Origin of the sequence: Panacibacter microcysteis, assembly GCF_015831355.1 — a bacterium.
GTDB lineage: Bacteria > Bacteroidota > Bacteroidia > Chitinophagales > Chitinophagaceae > Panacibacter > Panacibacter microcysteis.
Genome location: NZ_JADWYR010000001.1, coordinates 2589688 through 2605103, shown reverse-complemented (window position 1 = coordinate 2605103; position 15416 = coordinate 2589688). Strand labels below are relative to the sequence as shown.

Genomic DNA, 15416 nt, shown 5'->3' with positions numbered 1-15416 from the left:
GACAATAATCAAAAAAAATGGCGCAGCCTTCGGCTGCGCCATGTATATGCCTGAAGAACAGGAGCTAATTTCTCTTTTCAATTTTGTCGTAAAAACCGCCAAAATTGTTTTGCCTTACACCATCTTCTTTGAAGAAATTACCCGGAAAACCGAGGTCTATTTTGCTGGCTTCGTCAAGCCTTTGCATATCTTCTGCTGAAAGCACCAGAGCTGTTGTTTGAAGATTTTCTTCAAGCTGACCTGCTTTTGTTGCGCCAACAATTGGTATAGCTGAAACGCCTTGCTGCATCGTCCATCTGAGCGCTACATGCGAGGGCTGTACACCCAGTTTATCTGCAACAGCCATTACTTCTTTTGTGATGCGCTGGCTGTTTTCATTTAAGCGGTTGCTGCCTTCTTTAATGCGGCCCTTATCCCCACGCAGGTATTTACCGGTTAATGCGCCACCGGCAAGGGGCGCCCATGGGGTAACCGTCATACCAAAATGTTTTGCCATAGGTAACAGCTCTCTTTCCGGTGTACGCTGCAACAGGCTGTACTCTACCTGCAATGCAACAAACTGGCTCCAACCCATCAGTTCAGCCATTGTATTACCTTTTGATACGATCCATGCCGGCGTATCGCTGATGGCAGCATAATTTACTTTACCCTGTCTTATCAGATCATCAAGGCCGCGCAATACTTCATCTATTGGCGTAAGGTCATCCCAGATATGCAGGTAGAGTATATCTATAAATGCTGTCTTCAACCGCTTCAGGCTCTCTTCCACGCTGCGCATCATGTTCTTGCGGTTGTTACCACTCGCATTGGGATTTGTTGTATTATCCCTGAGCGAATACTTTGTTGCGAGTACCCAGTAATCCCTGTCCCTGCTGCTCATAAATTCCCCGATGATCCTTTCACTGGTACCAAGTTTATAAATGTTGGCGGTATCCATAAAATTACCCCCGGCGTTGCCAAAGGTTTCCATGATCCGGAAGCTTGTCTCTTTATCTGCACCCCATCCCGCTTCCGTGCCAAAGCCCATGGTGCCCAGGCATAATTCAGATACTTTCAGCCCGCTTCTTCCAAGTAGTTTATATTTCATCAGTTATTTTTTTGTACAACAAACTTAAGTATTTGTTGAGCCGCTCCCTCTGCCCCACACCGGAGAAGATGGACATTTAAAAAACATGTTTGCGCTGTTTATTTTTTATGATAAACTTTTCCTGCTGCTAAACGTGGCACACGCTTTTCCTGCTGCGCTATAAAGTTGTTTGTGATCTTTTTGCAACTTCGCACTTGCTGAGTATAGAACTGAACGTACAAGTGAGTGACACAACCAAAGCTTAATAGCAGCAATATAGCTTAGCCCTATAAAAAAAGCACTGAATTGCTTCAATGCTTTTAATCACCATACCAACCCTTCTATATATTTTCCAATAATGCCAGGATATCTTTTTGTATGCTTACTGTTTTATCCTTTGCATACCATTTATGAATCTCTTCTTTAATTACATCATTGTTCATGGCATTTGCTTTCATGTGGTAGTACAGTTCCTGCAATGCAGCCGGCCGCGGACCCCAGCTAAACAGCTCGTTGTTGTTTTCATCCAACACAACCAGTTTTGGAATACTGCGGCTGATGCCATTGGTAAGGTATTGATCCATCAGCTCCAGGTTCTCATCTCTCAGCAAACATTTTAGCTGAATGTGATTGTTCAGTGCCGTCATTTTTTGCAATACCGGAATAATCTGCGCCGCATCACCACACCATCCCTCTGTAAGTATCAGCCACGTTTGCGGCGCAGTTATCGCACGTATCCTTTCTTCCAGTTCCGGTATGATTGCTGTCGTTTTATCAAGCCGGTTCATCCGAACCACATTTAGCTTGCTGTATTCTACCAGGCTCTCGCTTTCTTTTTTGGCGGTAGATTTACCCACCATTAAAAATGCATCGATCAGCCTGCGGTATTCATCATAGTACATGCCGCGGTCAGTATATTTTTCGCTTACATGTTTTCTTATTGCTGCTGTTATCATAGCTTCCATAATTATGCAGACGTTGTGTTTGCTTAATACTTACAATTTATTACCAGGGCAGTTCTTCACCAAGGTGTATATATTTTCCGGACGGCCCGTCTTCGCCGGTTAGTGCAAGCTGTACAGATGTTTTGGCGCCATCTGCAACATTCATTGGTGCTGCATCTGTACCCATATCTGTCTTAACCCAGCCCGGGTGTGCTGCATTTACTTTAATGTTTGTAGCTTTCAATGCATGCGCAAGGTGAATGGTATAAGCATTCAACGCTGTTTTGGAAGTGTTGTATGCAAATAGTTTCGAATCATAAATGGGCGAAGCAGGGTTTGCATGCAAGTTGAGTGAACCAAGTATACTGCTGAGGTTAACAATACGGCCGGCATTACTTTTTTTCAACAGCGGCAACAACGTATTGGTAAGCTGCACCACGCTGAAGAAGTTTGTATCGAGCGTTTCTCTTAGCACCTGGTCTTCAATTTTTGGCGCAGTATTCTCTCCCCAGCCGTTGCTCTCCAGTTGCACGCCGGCATTGTTGATCAGTATATCCAGCCTGCCATATTTCTGATCGATATAATCGTACGCACGCTGTATATCGGCCGCGTTGTCTACATCCAGTTGCAGAAACTCCACATCAAAACCCTGTTGTTGTAATGCTGCGGTGGCAGCTTTACCTTTTGCTTCGTTTCTTGCGGCTGCTATTACTATAACGCCTTCCTTTGCCAGTTGCCTGGCGGTTTCAAAACCAATGCCCTTATTGGCACCGGTTACCAATGCAATTTTCTTTGACATAACCTTTCCTGTTTAAGGATAATGTGTAAATGTTTTTTAACTGCCGGCTGTTTTATAATACCGGCTATGGTTTTTCATGGCATCTTCGTTGCGTCGCAATCACTTCATCTGCAGTACATGTGGCATCTGCAGGCTGCAGTTTGGCGCTCTACGCAACAGTAAGGATTACTTTTCCTCTTGTTCTGCCCAGGTGTACATATTCAAGTGCAGCTTTGGCATCTGTAAGGGTGTAAGCCTTATCAATACATACTTTTACAATACCCTGTTCAACCAGTTCAACAATTTGCTTCAGTTGTACGGGGTTAGAGATAAATAAAAACCTGGTGGCGCTGATGTCAAATCCTTTCAATAATTCTTCTCTTGGCCCTGCTGTTATAGAAACGTATTTTCCACCAGGTTTTAAAGCTTTGAACGATTCAAGCTGTACTTCAGGTGTGGCAATGCTGTCGAGCACCAGGTCTGCATTGTTTACCTTTTCTGTAAGCCTGTACGCTGTATAATCTACTACTTCATCTGCACCTTCTGATAAGAGGAATGCCCTGTTTCTTTCCGATGCTGTGGCTATAACGTATGCGCCTTTCCATTTTGCAAGTTGTAATGCGAATAAGCCAACGCCACCGGCGGCTGCGTGTATTACGACCCGCTGGCCTTTTTGCAAATTACCATGGTCAAACAAGGCCTGCCATGCGGTTAGCGCTGCCAATGGTATTGCCGCAGCCTCTTGTAAAGAAAGATTAGACGGTTTGTGTGTAATGTATTGTTCTCCTGTTGCCACAAACTCAGCAAAAGCGCCCTGCTTTGCCCATTCCAGCGAGCCTATTATTTCATCGCCTGCCTTAAAATGCTTTATATCTTTACCCACCGCTTCTATTGTACCAGCTATATCACTGCCTAAAACATGTGGCGGATTAAAATAACCATTCAATACTGCTTTCCAGTCTACCGGGTTTACGCCTGCCGCTGCCACCTTTACCAATACTTCACCTGCTGCTATAGCAGGTATTGCTGCTTCTTTTACTATTACGTTATCGAATGTTCCTTTCTCTGTTATAACGATCGTCTTCATTGATTTGCGCTTTTGCCGAGTAATGATTTATAACCTGCTTATCGTGTGTTGGGTGCTTTAACTGCGTACATTGGTATGCAGTATCGTTGCTGAAAAAAGCTATAGTGTACAAGTGAGTGACACAACAGGTTCCGGGCTTTGTACCATAGCCTGTAACCCAATCCTAGCCTGCATTATAGGCTGTTGCAAATATTTTGGCAAAATCGTGCAGTTTGGTTTTGCCGGACACGGGTGTATGATTTTTCCAATAATCTTCGTACATGGTGCCGGAATTTACAGCGTGGCCCATTTCTGTATAATTGGCCGCAATTTCTTTGGAAAGGCCAGCCTGCACCATGCCTTCAAAAGCCTGCTCATCTGTAAAAGGAACCCATGGCAATGCCGGTTTACCGATAGCATTGCCAATTGCGCCTGCAATGTCTGCTGTGGAAACTTCATCACTGGCTATATACTCGTAGCTATGACCTGTAAAATTCAGCTCCAGCAATGCTTTTGCTGCTACGGCTGCAATATCTGCTGTATCTACGAGTACGAATTTTTTATCGTTCACATTAAAGTTAGAACCGATAATGCCGGCCTGTTTGATAAGCCCGATATTGGCGTAAAGATTATCGTAGAAATAAGCGGGACGAAGGTGTTTTACGTTTACATCAGACAACGTATTCAATGACTGCTCAACAAGGTATAACCCGCTAACAGGGCCTACGCCGTCAGGCAGGTGTGCGCCAACACTGCTAAGGTTTACAACATATTTTATACCTGTTGCTTTGATAGCTTCTGTATAGTTCCGGCCTATACTGCCGATCCATTTTTTCCATTCGGCAGCGCCAAAGTTGGGCGGTACCATGGTATACACTGCATCGGCACCGGCGAATGTGTCTTTCAAAAACTGTACATCTTCTACCGAACCAACGGCTGCTTTTGCACCAAGTGCTTCAATAGCGGCAACATTGTTTTGCCTGGAAGTGATGACGGTAGCAGTATGCCCTGCAGCAATCAATGCTTTTGTGAGTGGTGAGCTAATGTGGCCTGTGGAGCCTGTGATAATGTAATGCATTTTACTTGTGTTTGGTTTGTGATTATTATATTTGTATATACAAATGTTAAGAGAAAAAAAATCATTCTTCCATTTTATCAGCCATTTTATTCATGATGGCTACCAGCTTACAGCTTTCCTCTTTACCGATTATGCCTGTGCATGCATCATTGAACTTTTTGGTACACTGCTTTAATGCTGTGTGCAGTTCTTTTGCCTTGGGTGTAGGGTAAACATTGGCTATTTTACCTTCTGTGGTACGAACCACGAGTTTCTTTTCCTCCAGTTTTTCAATCAAACGTGTAATGGTACTGGGCTGCAGCTGCAACTGGTGTGCAATACAACCAGGCTGCATACCCGGCTCTTCCAAGACACATAAAAGCAGGTAACCATGGCTGGGTGAAAGCCCTACGGACTTCCAGCTTTCTACGGCTATCTTTTCTATCTTACGGGCAAATGCCGAAGAAGAAAAATAAACACACTGGCTAAACCTGCTTTCTGACGTTTTCATTGACAGCACAAAGATAAAGGGGTTTTATTTGTATATGCAAATATATTTTAGAATTAACTTCATAAAAATTTCTTAAAGCATACAAATACGCACATATTTGTAGTATTCAAAACTGAAGTGTACATGAAATACCTGCTGATGTTTTTTACATTGCTCACCGGCGCTATGGTTCCTGTACAGGCCATACTAAATGCGCGTTTGGGAAAAATAACGGGCGGCCCGTTGATGGGTTCGCTACTCAGTTTTTTTACCGGTTTTATTTGTTTGCTGGTATTAAATATTGCAACCAACCACCCCGCCGTACTACAGGTAAAGGATAACGCGGCCGGGCCGTGGTATATATGGCTGGGTGGACTGATAGGTGCGATATTCGTGGGCTACATCACCTGGGTTAACCAGCAACAGGGCGTGGCACTAACATTTGCGCTGGTAGTAAGCGGACAGATTTTTATGAGCCTGCTGGCAGACCATTACGGCATGTTTGGATCTATGGTACAACCTATAACTTTGCAAAAGGCTGCAGGTGCAGCATTGATCATTGCAGGTTTGATATTGATAAAGAAATAATGAACAATCCCAATTTAAATACGGACAAAACACAACTGAGTGCTGCTGAAAAAGAGTACGAAAACAGTATAAGACCCAAAGAACTGGATGAGTTCTCGGGCCAGCCACAGCTTATTGAAAATCTTATCATATTTATTAAGGCTGCCAAAATACGCGGAGAAGCACTCGATCATGTGCTTTTCCACGGACCGCCCGGTTTGGGGAAAACAACGCTTTCGAGGATTGTAGCAAACGAACTGGGTGTAAACATCAGGGAGACCAGTGGCCCGGTAATTGAAAAACCTGGTGATCTTGCCGGCCTGCTTACCAATCTTCAGCCTAATGATGTGTTGTTTATAGACGAGATACACCGGTTAAGTACGGTAGTGGAAGAATACCTCTATGCTGCAATGGAAGATTACCGTATTGATATAATGATAGACAGCGGGCCCAATGCCCGCAGCATTCAACTTACTTTAAATCCTTTTACATTAATCGGCGCCACTACGAGGAGTGGTTTACTTACAGCCCCGCTGCTCTCCAGGTTTGGTATAAAATCCCGCCTTGAATACTACCATGCGGAAACATTGAAAAAAATCATTCAGCGAAGCGCGGCTATTTTAAATACGGCTATTTCAACCGATGCCGCTTTTGAGATAGCACGCAGAAGCCGCGGTACGCCACGTATTGCCAATGGCCTGTTAAGAAGGGTAAGAGATTTTGCCCAGGTATTAAACGACGGTACTATAGATATCGGCATCACACAACATGCATTGCGTGCGCTGAATGTAGACGAGCACGGACTTGACGAAATGGATAACCGTATATTAAGTGCGATAGTGGAAAAATTCAAAGGAGGACCGGTAGGTCTGACTACCATTGCAACAGCAGTAGGTGAAGAACCTGGTACACTCGAAGAAGTGTATGAGCCATTTCTGATACAGGAAGGATTTATACAACGCACACCAAGGGGCAGGGAAGTAACACTGAAAGCTTATGAGCACCTGGGCAAAAAGCCCGGCAATACGTCAGGAACATTGTTTAGTTAAAAGACCCGTTGCTCCTGTTGATTTCGGAGCTTGCAGAATCCTGCACAATTTCCTGGTTTTGCTTATTTATATTCACCAGGTGTTGCATATCGTTTTTGGTAAGAAAAGCGATCATCGTCATCACAAGCGCCACAAAAACGGTAGTGAAAAAGGATACATAAATGCGTTTCATAGTTTACTCCTGTCTTTAGTAATTCAATCAATAACAGTATTGCAAAGCTAGTGCCTGATTATTCCGGACGCAAGCGTGTTTTTACCTGAAATGCCGTGATTTTTAACATCCCGTCTCCTTTTCATTTTACTAAAACAGCATCATCCTTTAACGATTCAGGTAAAGTTTTCCCCGCATCGCTTAATTTTTTATGGGTATTTTCGCGGCATGCAAAAAAGAATACAATACTTGGCTTTACTGTTTCTTTTTGCGCTTGCAACATCGGCATTTGCAACAAACGGGCAGTGCTTTAAAATATGTGCGGTGCCGGCTCTCAGGCATGCATGCATTCACAACATTAACACTACCAAACGCAATGTTAATACGTCTCTTTGTCATAATGACAGCGACGAAAAATTTGCCAGCAATACTCCTGGTGAAAAGCCAATAATTATAAGTGTTTTAAAATCTACGGCATTTGTACCTGTAAAAGATGTTGCAGCTCCTGCAACGGACTTTGTAAGCTTTCCTGTTCCCCGGTACAGGTACAATATTCTTATACACCGGCTTAAATACATATACCTGTTCTCATTTCATTTTTTTTGGTAAAGCCTTCGCTTATTCTTTGGTTTTGTTAATCATTTTTCAAACAAATAACCGGGTTTAATAACCCTGCAGATAAGCCTATGACACATTTACCACATCTTATTACAGATCTTGCGCTGATACTTGGCGCAGCGGCTGTTACAACATTGATATTTAAAAAGCTTAAGCAACCACTTGTACTGGGGTATATTATTGCTGGTTTTCTCGTGGGACCAAATTTTCACGTTTTCCCCACCATCACAGATATAGAGAATGTAAAAATTTGGGCCGATATAGGAGTTATATTCCTGTTGTTTGGCCTTGGCCTGGAGTTCAGTTTTAAAAAGCTCGTCAAGGTTGGGGGTACAGCAGCCATAACGGCAATTATTGAAGTTGGTGCCATGCTCGTACTCGGTTACCTGATGGGCACCATGATGGGCTGGTCGCTCATGGATAGTCTTTTCATGGGTGGTATACTCGCTATAGGCTCTACAACCATCATCATCAGGGCATTTGATGAACTGGGTGTAAAGAGCCAGAAATTTACCGGCGTTGTGCTGGGTGTGCTGGTAATTGAAGATCTCGTTGCAGTAGTATTACTTGTGTTATTATCTACTATCGCCGTAAGCCAGCAATTCTCCGGTGGAGAACTCGCTACTTCTGTACTGAAGCTGATATTCTTTTTGATACTATGGTTTGTGGCGGGTATCTTCTTTATACCAACACTGCTTAAGAAAAGTCATCATTTAATGAGTAATGAAACCATGCTTATTGTGGCACTGGCATTGTGCCTTGGTATGGTGGCACTGGCAACTTATGTTGGTTTTTCTTCTGCACTCGGTGCTTTTATCATGGGTTCTATACTGGCAGAAACATTGCAGGGGCAAAAAATAGAGCACCTGTTGCAACCGGTGAAAGATCTCTTTGGTGCTGTCTTCTTTGTTTCTGTAGGTATGCTGATAAACCCGGAATTAATGTTAGAGCATTATGTACCTATACTGATCGGTACAGTTTTATTGCTGATAGGGAAACCACTGTTTGTGACCATTGGTGCACTGGTTTCCGGGCAGCCGCTCAAAACCGCTGTTCAGTCCGGTATGAGCCTTTCACAGATCGGAGAATTTTCTTTTATCATTGCTACGTTGGGCATAACGCTGGGTGTAACAGCAGATTTCCTATACCCCGTGGCTGTAGCCATCTCCGTACTTACGGCTTTTACCACCACTTACATGATAAGGTTTTCTGAACCTGTGTATGGTTTTTTATCAAAGAAATTACCCGCCCGGTGGACATCCGGTTTAAGCCGCTACAGTTCCGGGATGCAAAGCATCAATACCGCAGGCAACTGGAAAAAAGTATTGCGGTCTTATGGCATCAATATGGTTGTTTATTCGGTGCTTATTCTGGCGGTTATTTTTCTGTCAACCAGGTATATCCAGCCGTTGTTCAGAGATTCTACCTGGAACAGTCTCATCACGCTATCGGTTACACTCCTGCTCATTGCACCATTTTTATGGGCATTGTCTGTAAGAAGATTTCAGAAAGAAGCGCACGCCAACCTCTGGCTGCGGCCCATCTATCGTGGCCCGCTCATTATGCTGGAAGTATTGCGCATCGGGCTGGCACTTTTTTTCATTGGTCTTTTATGCGATACATTGTTCTCTCCCACTACCGCATTTATTGTTACCATCATCATTATTGTATTGCTGGCTGTTTTTTCACGAAAACTACAGGCCTACTACGATAACCTCGAAAAACGCTTTCTTACCAACCTTTACCAGAATGAACTGGCAGGCGAAGCACAGGATACAGATGTACTTGCACCATGGGATGCACACATTGCCTATTTTGAAGTACACCCGGATTCAAAGCTTTCCGGCCAGTCGCTGGAAACACTGGCACTCCGGGAGAAGTTTGGTGTAAACGTTGCCATGATAGAAAGAGGCAGCCGCTACCTTATGGCGCCGGTAAGGGGCGAACTGCTTTTCCCGGGCGATGTGCTTACTGTAATCGGCACCGATGAACAGCTAAACCAGTTCAGGCCTTATGCAGAATACAAATCCGGCACAGGTAACAAGATCAGGCAAAAAAGAGAAGTGGCATTAAAGCAATTGTCTGTACAGCAACACTCGGAGTGGATTGGTAAAAGCATCCGGGAATCTGCCATCCGCGAAAAAACAAAGGGTATCATTGTAGGTATAGAAAGAAAAGGCGAACGATTACTCAACCCTCCTTCTACCCTTATTTTCGAAGAGCATGATATTGTGTGGATCGTTGGTAATGTACAGCGCCTGCTGGTGGTTGCGGGCGAAAGCAAATAGTTATCTTTTTGATTTCACAACATTCAAGCGCAGGTCTGTTAGGCCTGCGCTTTTTTTATAACCATGAATATGCTTGCTCACCATAAAAACTAACACTTGTTAAACATTATATAAATGGATTGCTCCAACAAATCTTTAAGAGAATCTGGCGAAAGAGTTGCATTCACAGCGTCAAACAACAATTTATTTGACAACTTTTAAAATAACCTTTTATGAAATCAATTCTACGCTTAAGTACTGTTACCATTCTCGCTATCTTTTTGCTAAGCAGTTGCGTTAAAGTAAACGTTACACCAGAAAGCCCTGTCACCGGTTCATGGGTCATGAACAGTGCGGCAGAAGGCGATTCTTACGGCTGGTCTCCTTTTTATACAGGTCTCGAAAACGGCGTATTTACCATGTACAGCAACGGTTCCGCCACGTATGAAGATGCAGATGTAAGCATGACAGGTAGTTGGTACATCACCAGTGTATCGGGTGGATACTTCGATGCAAACGGCAATTACTACAATGGCGTGCATAACGCTTTACAGTTGAAGCTGAATGATCCATACACACATAGTTCCATCAATCTCAACTTTGACAACGCTGACTTTTACGGCAACAGTTTTACCGCAACTTATTTCAATGGCGACCTGATAGAACGTTACAATTTTGTGCGCTACTAATCAGAAAAACTATAGCATTATTCGCAGCAGTTGCACCCAATTACTATATTGATTTTTGTTTACCAGCATTCGCTTTGCATGGCATCGCCTGTTGTGTCACTCACTTGTACTGTATGTTTTCATGGCAGCAGCAGTCTGCGGGTTAATCTTACAAATCAACATTCAAACCACTTTGTAACCCAACGTTCATTATTCAACAACTATACATTCCGAATGCCTGCGTGTAATAGCGCGGGCATTTTTTATTTTTGCAGCTATAAACAGGAACCCGCATGTTCGCCATAACTGATATTGCCATTATACCTTACAACAAAGCGTATGCAACAGATTTTAAAAAACTCAACCTTGCATGGATTGAGCAATACTTTGTTGCAGAGCCACACGATGTAGAAGTGCTGGATGACCCTGAACATTTTATTATTCACCCCGGCGGAGAAATTTTGTTTGCCAAACATGGCAATAATATTGTGGGCACCTGTGCCCTGGTAAAAACAGCACCACAGGAATTTGAGCTTGCCAAGATGGCTGTTGCAGCAGACATGCGGGGTAAAAAGGTAGGCAACCTGCTGGGTGAAGCTGCGCTTGAAAAATGCCGTGCAGCAGGTGCCAGGCGTATATGGCTGGAATCTAACAGGCAGTTGGTGGCAGCCATAACATTGTATAAGAAACTTGGCTTTACAGAAATACCAATTACCAATACACCCTATGCACGTGCAGATATAAAAATGGAACGATGGCTGTAAATGCCCGTAACAGGAACAGCAAAAATATAGTACGCCGCAACTTCAATAAGGCAGCTGGTATAACGCATAAAGGTGCACCCGGAAATGTTGCATAGCGTGATGCAGTACAAGAGTGCGACGCAACGAAAGCCACACGCTTATTCAAATGCCGGGCTCCATACATTCCTTTATACAACCACTTAACGGGCCTGTAAGGCAGCTAAAAAAATTTGATGCATTAACTATATTTCACTTGTTTTGCCCTCTTAACTTTCGGCTTAAATTAATATTCATATATGATAGCAGTAGGGGGTAAAACGCTTTCTTTAGAAGACTTTGCCAGCATCGTTTATAAAGACAGTGGTGTGCAACTGCAAGCCCAGGCACTTGAAAATGTAGACCGGAACTATGCATTTTTGAAACAGTTTTCAACTGAAAAAGTGATCTACGGTATCAACACCGGTTTTGGGCCAATGGCACAATACAGGGTTGGGGAAGACAAGGCGCTGCAGTTACAATACAACCTTATCAGGAGCCACAGTTCGGGCAGCGGCAAACTGATGCCCGCCCTGCTTGCTAAAGCTGTTATGGTGGCCCGTTTAAATACACTGATGCAGGGCTACTCCGGCGTGCATACAGAAGTGGTGGATCTGCTGGCAGAACTGATCAATAAAAATGTGGTAGCCTGTATATATGAGCACGGCGGCGTTGGCGCCAGCGGAGACCTTGTGCAGCTTGCTCATCTTGGTCTTACACTTATTGGTGAGGGTGAAGTGATCTATGAAGACAAGGTACAGCCGGCCGCAGAAGTGTTTGCAAAACTTGGCATACAACCGTTAAGCATTCATATACGCGAAGGGCTTGCCATACTCAATGGCACATCTGCCATGACGGGTATAGGCATGCTGAATATTATACAATCCAGGAAACTGCTGGACTGGCTGATAATACTCTCTTCTATTACCAACGAGGTGGTTTGCGCATTTTCAGATCACTTCTCTTACGAACTGAATATTGTAAAACATCATAAAGGACAAAACTGGGTAGCATCCGCCATGCGTACTGTTTTAAAAGACAGTAAAATGATCCGCAACCGTAATGAACACCTGTATGAAGCAGACCATGTAAAGCAACAGGAAATTTTTGAAGACAAGGTGCAGGAGTATTATTCATTACGCTGTGTTACACAGGTACTCGGCCCCGTGTACGATACCATTGCACATGCACAGAAGATCGTAACAGACGAATTGAATTCGGTAAATGATAACCCGGTGGTTGACCATCATAACCAGAACATTTTTCATGGTGGAAACTTTCACGGAGATTACGTAGCGCTGGAAATGGATAAGCTGCGAACCGCTATTACAAAACTTTCTATGCTATCTGAAAGGCAACTGAATTACCTGCTGAATGATAAACTCAACAAGAAATTTCCGCCTTTCTTAAACCTTGGCGTACTTGGTTTTAATTTTGGTATGCAGGGTGTGCAGTTCACCGCGGTATCTACGGTGGCAGAAAACCAGAGCCTCTCCTTCCCTGTTTACGTGCACAGCATTCCCAATAATAATGACAACCAGGATATCGTAAGCATGGGTTGCAATGCTGCCCTGTTTACAAAACGTGTAATAGACAATACGTTTGAAGTGCTGGCCATACAAATGATGACGGTATTGCAGGCGGTGGATTTCCTCGCCTGCGATGAATTGATGTCTTCCAAAACAAAAGCGGTGTACAAAGCCATCAGGGCTATCTTTCCAAAATTTGTGGAAGACACACCAAAATATAAAGATGTGGCGCGTGTAAAGCAGTACCTGGAGCAGCAGGACCCGCTTGCATTCATCAACGATTTTGTAAACGTAGAATCTGCTACAGGCACGGCCAGGTAAATAAGTTAATAATACAGGTAAAGTAATTCATTTATGAAATGTGCATTAGTAACAGGCGGGTCCAGGGGTATAGGCAGGGCAATATGCGTAAAACTTGCAGAACTGGGTTACCATGTATTGATTAATTACAAAGGCAATGAAGCTGCAGCCGCTGAAACACTGGAACTGGTTAAAACAAAAGGTGCTACGGGTGAAACACTGCAGTTTGATGTAGCTGATAAAACAGCGATTAAAGAAGTGTTGGGCTCATGGATAGAACACAACAACGATAAAACAATAGAAGTACTGGTAAACAATGCCGGTATAAAGAATGACGGTCTTATGTTCTGGATGAAAGACGAACAGTGGGACGACGTTATACGCACCAGCCTCGATGGTTTCTTTTATACTACCCGCCTGGTAATAAACAACATGCTCACCAAACGCTATGGCAGAATTATCAATATCGTTTCCGTTTCCGGTTTAAAAGGCACACCGGGACAGGTTAATTACTCTGCGGCAAAATCCGGTGTTATTGGCGCTACCAAAGCGCTGGCGCAGGAAGTAGGCAAACGAAACATTACCGTAAATGCCATTGCACCCGGGTTTATTAAAACTGATATGACCGAAGACCTTGATGAAAGCCAGCTAAAAGCCATGATACCTGTCAACCGTTTTGGCACCCCTGAGGAAGTGGCGCATGTAGTAGGTTTCCTGGTTGCAAAAGAAGCCGCATACATTACGGGTGAAGTTATTTCCGTAAACGGTGGCTTATACTCATAGTGCCATTTTGCAAAACATCTGTAAGAAATTGCTGGTTTTACAACATCTCATTAATTACTGTAGTAATTTAAAGCTTCATTTATAAACCGTTTTGCATGAAGCGCTGTAAGTTACTGCTGCCACCCCTCTGCTGCATCATAAGCTTTCTCGTATTTATACATCCTACAACTGCCGCTCAACAGGCTGCAGTACCATTATTTCCCGATAGTCTTGTAACACCAAGAATGCGTATCATCATCGACAATGATTTTGGTGGTGACCCCGATGGTTTATTTCAACTGGTGCAGCACCTGCTTTCACCTTCGGTGGAAATACGCGGTATCATTGGCTCTCACCTACGGCCCGGTGATGGCTGGGACCCCTCCAATGAAACTGCCACACATGCAAAACAAAAAGCCGAAGAGCTGCTACGCATTATGCATCTCGAAAAAGCATATACTGTTTACCAGGGCTCCAACTTTCCGCTGCAAAATGACAGTACCCCGCAAAAGTCTGATGCTGCCGGTTTCATCATTAAAGAAGCAATGAGAGATGACACCAAACTGCCTTTGTATGTGGTGTGTGGTGCAGGCCTTACAGATATTGCAAGTGCTCTTTTGATGGAACCTGCAATTGCAAAGCACTTAACGTTGATCTGGATTGGCGGGCCCGAATATCCTGGGCTGGCAACACCGCCGCCCGGCTATACCACCATGGAGTACAATCTTGGTATCGATCTTACCGCAGGGCAGGTAGTGTTCAATAAATCGGCAGTGCCCATCTGGCAAATTCCCCGCAATGTGTACAGGCAGGTCATGATGCCTTATTCCTCCATGTTGCTGAAAGTAAGACCACAGGGTACAATTGGCGAATACCTTACTACCAATATTGAACGCATTATGAAAATGGGTATCAAATTCAATTTCAATGTTGGTGAAGTATACATTGTTGGTGATAGTCCGCTTGTTCTGTTAACCGCTTTGCAGTCTTCTTTCGAGCCCGATCCTTCATCCAGTTTTTATGTATTGCGCCCATCGCCGCTGATCAACAACCTGGGCATTTACGAAATAAACCACAAAGGCAGGAACATACGGGTGTACACAGCACTGGATGTGCCTTTGCTGCTGGATGACCTGTATGCTAAACTGGCCTTGTATAATATAAGAAAGTTGTAAGTGTTAAGTTGTAAGTGTTAAGTTGTAAGTGTTAAGTTGTAAGTAATTTTTGGTAACCGGCAGCGGTGCAGGTGGCATCGCCGGTTGTGTCACTCACTTGTACGGTTGGAAGTTGTCTGAGCTTTTCGATGCGCATGATCAGCCAGCAGG

At 43.8% G+C, this 15416-nt stretch carries 15 protein-coding genes; 8 read left to right on the top strand and 7 right to left on the bottom strand.

Annotation, left to right across the window (positions count from 1 at the left end):
* Window positions 1-64 precede the first annotated feature (64 nt).
* From I5907_RS10635 to I5907_RS10610, 6 genes are all read right to left on the bottom strand, one after another.
* Entirely contained in the window at window positions 65-1087 is a 1023-nt protein-coding gene (locus I5907_RS10635) for an aldo/keto reductase (RefSeq protein WP_196990692.1), read from the bottom strand.
* Between the two features lie 320 nt (window positions 1088-1407).
* Window positions 1408-2022 carry a thioredoxin family protein gene (locus tag I5907_RS10630; protein ID WP_196990691.1) on the bottom strand — a complete coding sequence of 205 codons (615 nt, stop codon included), beginning with the start codon at window positions 2020-2022 and terminating at the stop codon, window positions 1408-1410.
* Between the two features lie 49 nt (window positions 2023-2071).
* Window positions 2072-2809: an SDR family oxidoreductase gene (locus tag I5907_RS10625; RefSeq protein WP_196990690.1), complete on the bottom strand. Its 738-nt coding sequence runs from the start codon at window positions 2807-2809 to the stop codon at window positions 2072-2074.
* Window positions 2810-2957: 148 nt separating this feature from the next.
* The gene (locus I5907_RS10620) at window positions 2958-3875 is read right to left on the bottom strand and encodes an NADP-dependent oxidoreductase (RefSeq protein ID WP_196990689.1); all 918 of its coding nucleotides are present in this window, start codon (window positions 3873-3875) and stop codon (window positions 2958-2960) included.
* Window positions 3876-4038: 163 nt separating this feature from the next.
* The gene (locus tag I5907_RS10615) at window positions 4039-4932 is read right to left on the bottom strand and encodes an NmrA family NAD(P)-binding protein (RefSeq protein ID WP_196990688.1); all 894 of its coding nucleotides are present in this window, start codon (window positions 4930-4932) and stop codon (window positions 4039-4041) included.
* Between the two features lie 61 nt (window positions 4933-4993).
* Window positions 4994-5422, bottom strand: coding sequence for a MarR family winged helix-turn-helix transcriptional regulator (locus tag I5907_RS10610; protein WP_196990687.1), 429 nt, complete (start codon window positions 5420-5422; stop codon window positions 4994-4996).
* A gap of 123 nt (window positions 5423-5545) precedes the next feature.
* Here I5907_RS10610 and I5907_RS10605 point away from each other — a divergent pair, with 123 nt between their 5' ends.
* Together I5907_RS10605 and ruvB are read left to right on the top strand one after the other, a co-directional pair.
* The gene (locus tag I5907_RS10605) at window positions 5546-5989 is read left to right on the top strand and encodes a DMT family transporter (protein WP_196990686.1); all 444 of its coding nucleotides are present in this window, start codon (window positions 5546-5548) and stop codon (window positions 5987-5989) included.
* The gene (gene ruvB / locus I5907_RS10600; protein WP_196990685.1) at window positions 5989-7017 is read left to right on the top strand and encodes a Holliday junction branch migration DNA helicase RuvB; all 1029 of its coding nucleotides are present in this window, start codon (window positions 5989-5991) and stop codon (window positions 7015-7017) included. The genes I5907_RS10605 and ruvB overlap by 1 nt, the downstream gene beginning before the upstream one ends.
* On the opposite strand, the gene I5907_RS10595 is transcribed toward ruvB, so the two are convergent.
* Entirely contained in the window at window positions 7010-7189 is a 180-nt protein-coding gene (locus I5907_RS10595) for a hypothetical protein (protein ID WP_196990684.1), read from the bottom strand. The genes ruvB and I5907_RS10595 overlap by 8 nt on opposite strands.
* Window positions 7190-7854: 665 nt before the next feature.
* Here I5907_RS10595 and I5907_RS10590 point away from each other — a divergent pair.
* From I5907_RS10590 to I5907_RS10565, 6 genes are all read left to right on the top strand, one after another.
* On the top strand, window positions 7855-10074 hold the full coding sequence (locus tag I5907_RS10590) for a monovalent cation:proton antiporter family protein (RefSeq protein ID WP_196990683.1): 2220 nt from the start codon (window positions 7855-7857) through the stop codon (window positions 10072-10074).
* A 212-nt stretch (window positions 10075-10286) separates the two neighbouring features.
* On the top strand, window positions 10287-10742 hold the full coding sequence (locus I5907_RS10585; protein WP_196990682.1) for a hypothetical protein: 456 nt from the start codon (window positions 10287-10289) through the stop codon (window positions 10740-10742).
* A 272-nt stretch (window positions 10743-11014) separates the two neighbouring features.
* The gene (locus I5907_RS10580; protein WP_196990681.1) at window positions 11015-11485 is read left to right on the top strand and encodes a GNAT family N-acetyltransferase; all 471 of its coding nucleotides are present in this window, start codon (window positions 11015-11017) and stop codon (window positions 11483-11485) included.
* 275 nt (window positions 11486-11760) lie between these two features.
* Window positions 11761-13350: a flexirubin biosynthesis tyrosine ammonia-lyase FlxA gene (flxA, locus tag I5907_RS10575; RefSeq protein WP_196990680.1), complete on the top strand. Its 1590-nt coding sequence runs from the start codon at window positions 11761-11763 to the stop codon at window positions 13348-13350.
* A gap of 33 nt (window positions 13351-13383) precedes the next feature.
* Complete coding sequence (gene flxB / locus I5907_RS10570; protein WP_196990679.1) at window positions 13384-14112, top strand: flexirubin biosynthesis SDR family reductase FlxB; 729 nt, start codon at window positions 13384-13386, stop codon at window positions 14110-14112.
* A 95-nt stretch (window positions 14113-14207) separates the two neighbouring features.
* The gene (locus I5907_RS10565) at window positions 14208-15266 is read left to right on the top strand and encodes a nucleoside hydrolase (RefSeq protein ID WP_196990678.1); all 1059 of its coding nucleotides are present in this window, start codon (window positions 14208-14210) and stop codon (window positions 15264-15266) included.
* Window positions 15267-15416 lie beyond the last annotated feature (150 nt).

Bases quoted from the DNA above. Each gene is read 5' to 3' on its own strand.
- I5907_RS10630 (WP_196990691.1), bottom strand. From the start codon at position 2,022: ATGATAACAGCAGCAATAAGAAAACATGTAAGCGAAAAATATACTGAC.
- ruvB (WP_196990685.1), top strand. From the start codon at position 5,989: ATGAACAATCCCAATTTAAATACGGACAAAACACAACTGAGTGCTGCT.
- I5907_RS10595 (WP_196990684.1), bottom strand. From the start codon at position 7,189: ATGAAACGCATTTATGTATCCTTTTTCACTACCGTTTTTGTGGCGCTT.
- I5907_RS10565 (WP_196990678.1), top strand. From the start codon at position 14,208: ATGAAGCGCTGTAAGTTACTGCTGCCACCCCTCTGCTGCATCATAAGC.
- I5907_RS10635 (WP_196990692.1), bottom strand. From the start codon at position 1,087: ATGAAATATAAACTACTTGGAAGAAGCGGGCTGAAAGTATCTGAATTA.
- I5907_RS10605 (WP_196990686.1), top strand. From the start codon at position 5,546: ATGAAATACCTGCTGATGTTTTTTACATTGCTCACCGGCGCTATGGTT.
- I5907_RS10620 (WP_196990689.1), bottom strand. From the start codon at position 3,875: ATGAAGACGATCGTTATAACAGAGAAAGGAACATTCGATAACGTAATA.
- I5907_RS10580 (WP_196990681.1), top strand. From the start codon at position 11,015: ATGTTCGCCATAACTGATATTGCCATTATACCTTACAACAAAGCGTAT.
- I5907_RS10615 (WP_196990688.1), bottom strand. From the start codon at position 4,932: ATGCATTACATTATCACAGGCTCCACAGGCCACATTAGCTCACCACTC.
- I5907_RS10625 (WP_196990690.1), bottom strand. From the start codon at position 2,809: ATGTCAAAGAAAATTGCATTGGTAACCGGTGCCAATAAGGGCATTGGT.
- I5907_RS10610 (WP_196990687.1), bottom strand. From the start codon at position 5,422: ATGAAAACGTCAGAAAGCAGGTTTAGCCAGTGTGTTTATTTTTCTTCT.
- I5907_RS10590 (WP_196990683.1), top strand. From the start codon at position 7,855: ATGACACATTTACCACATCTTATTACAGATCTTGCGCTGATACTTGGC.
- flxA (WP_196990680.1), top strand. From the start codon at position 11,761: ATGATAGCAGTAGGGGGTAAAACGCTTTCTTTAGAAGACTTTGCCAGC.
- I5907_RS10585 (WP_196990682.1), top strand. From the start codon at position 10,287: ATGAAATCAATTCTACGCTTAAGTACTGTTACCATTCTCGCTATCTTT.
- flxB (WP_196990679.1), top strand. From the start codon at position 13,384: ATGAAATGTGCATTAGTAACAGGCGGGTCCAGGGGTATAGGCAGGGCA.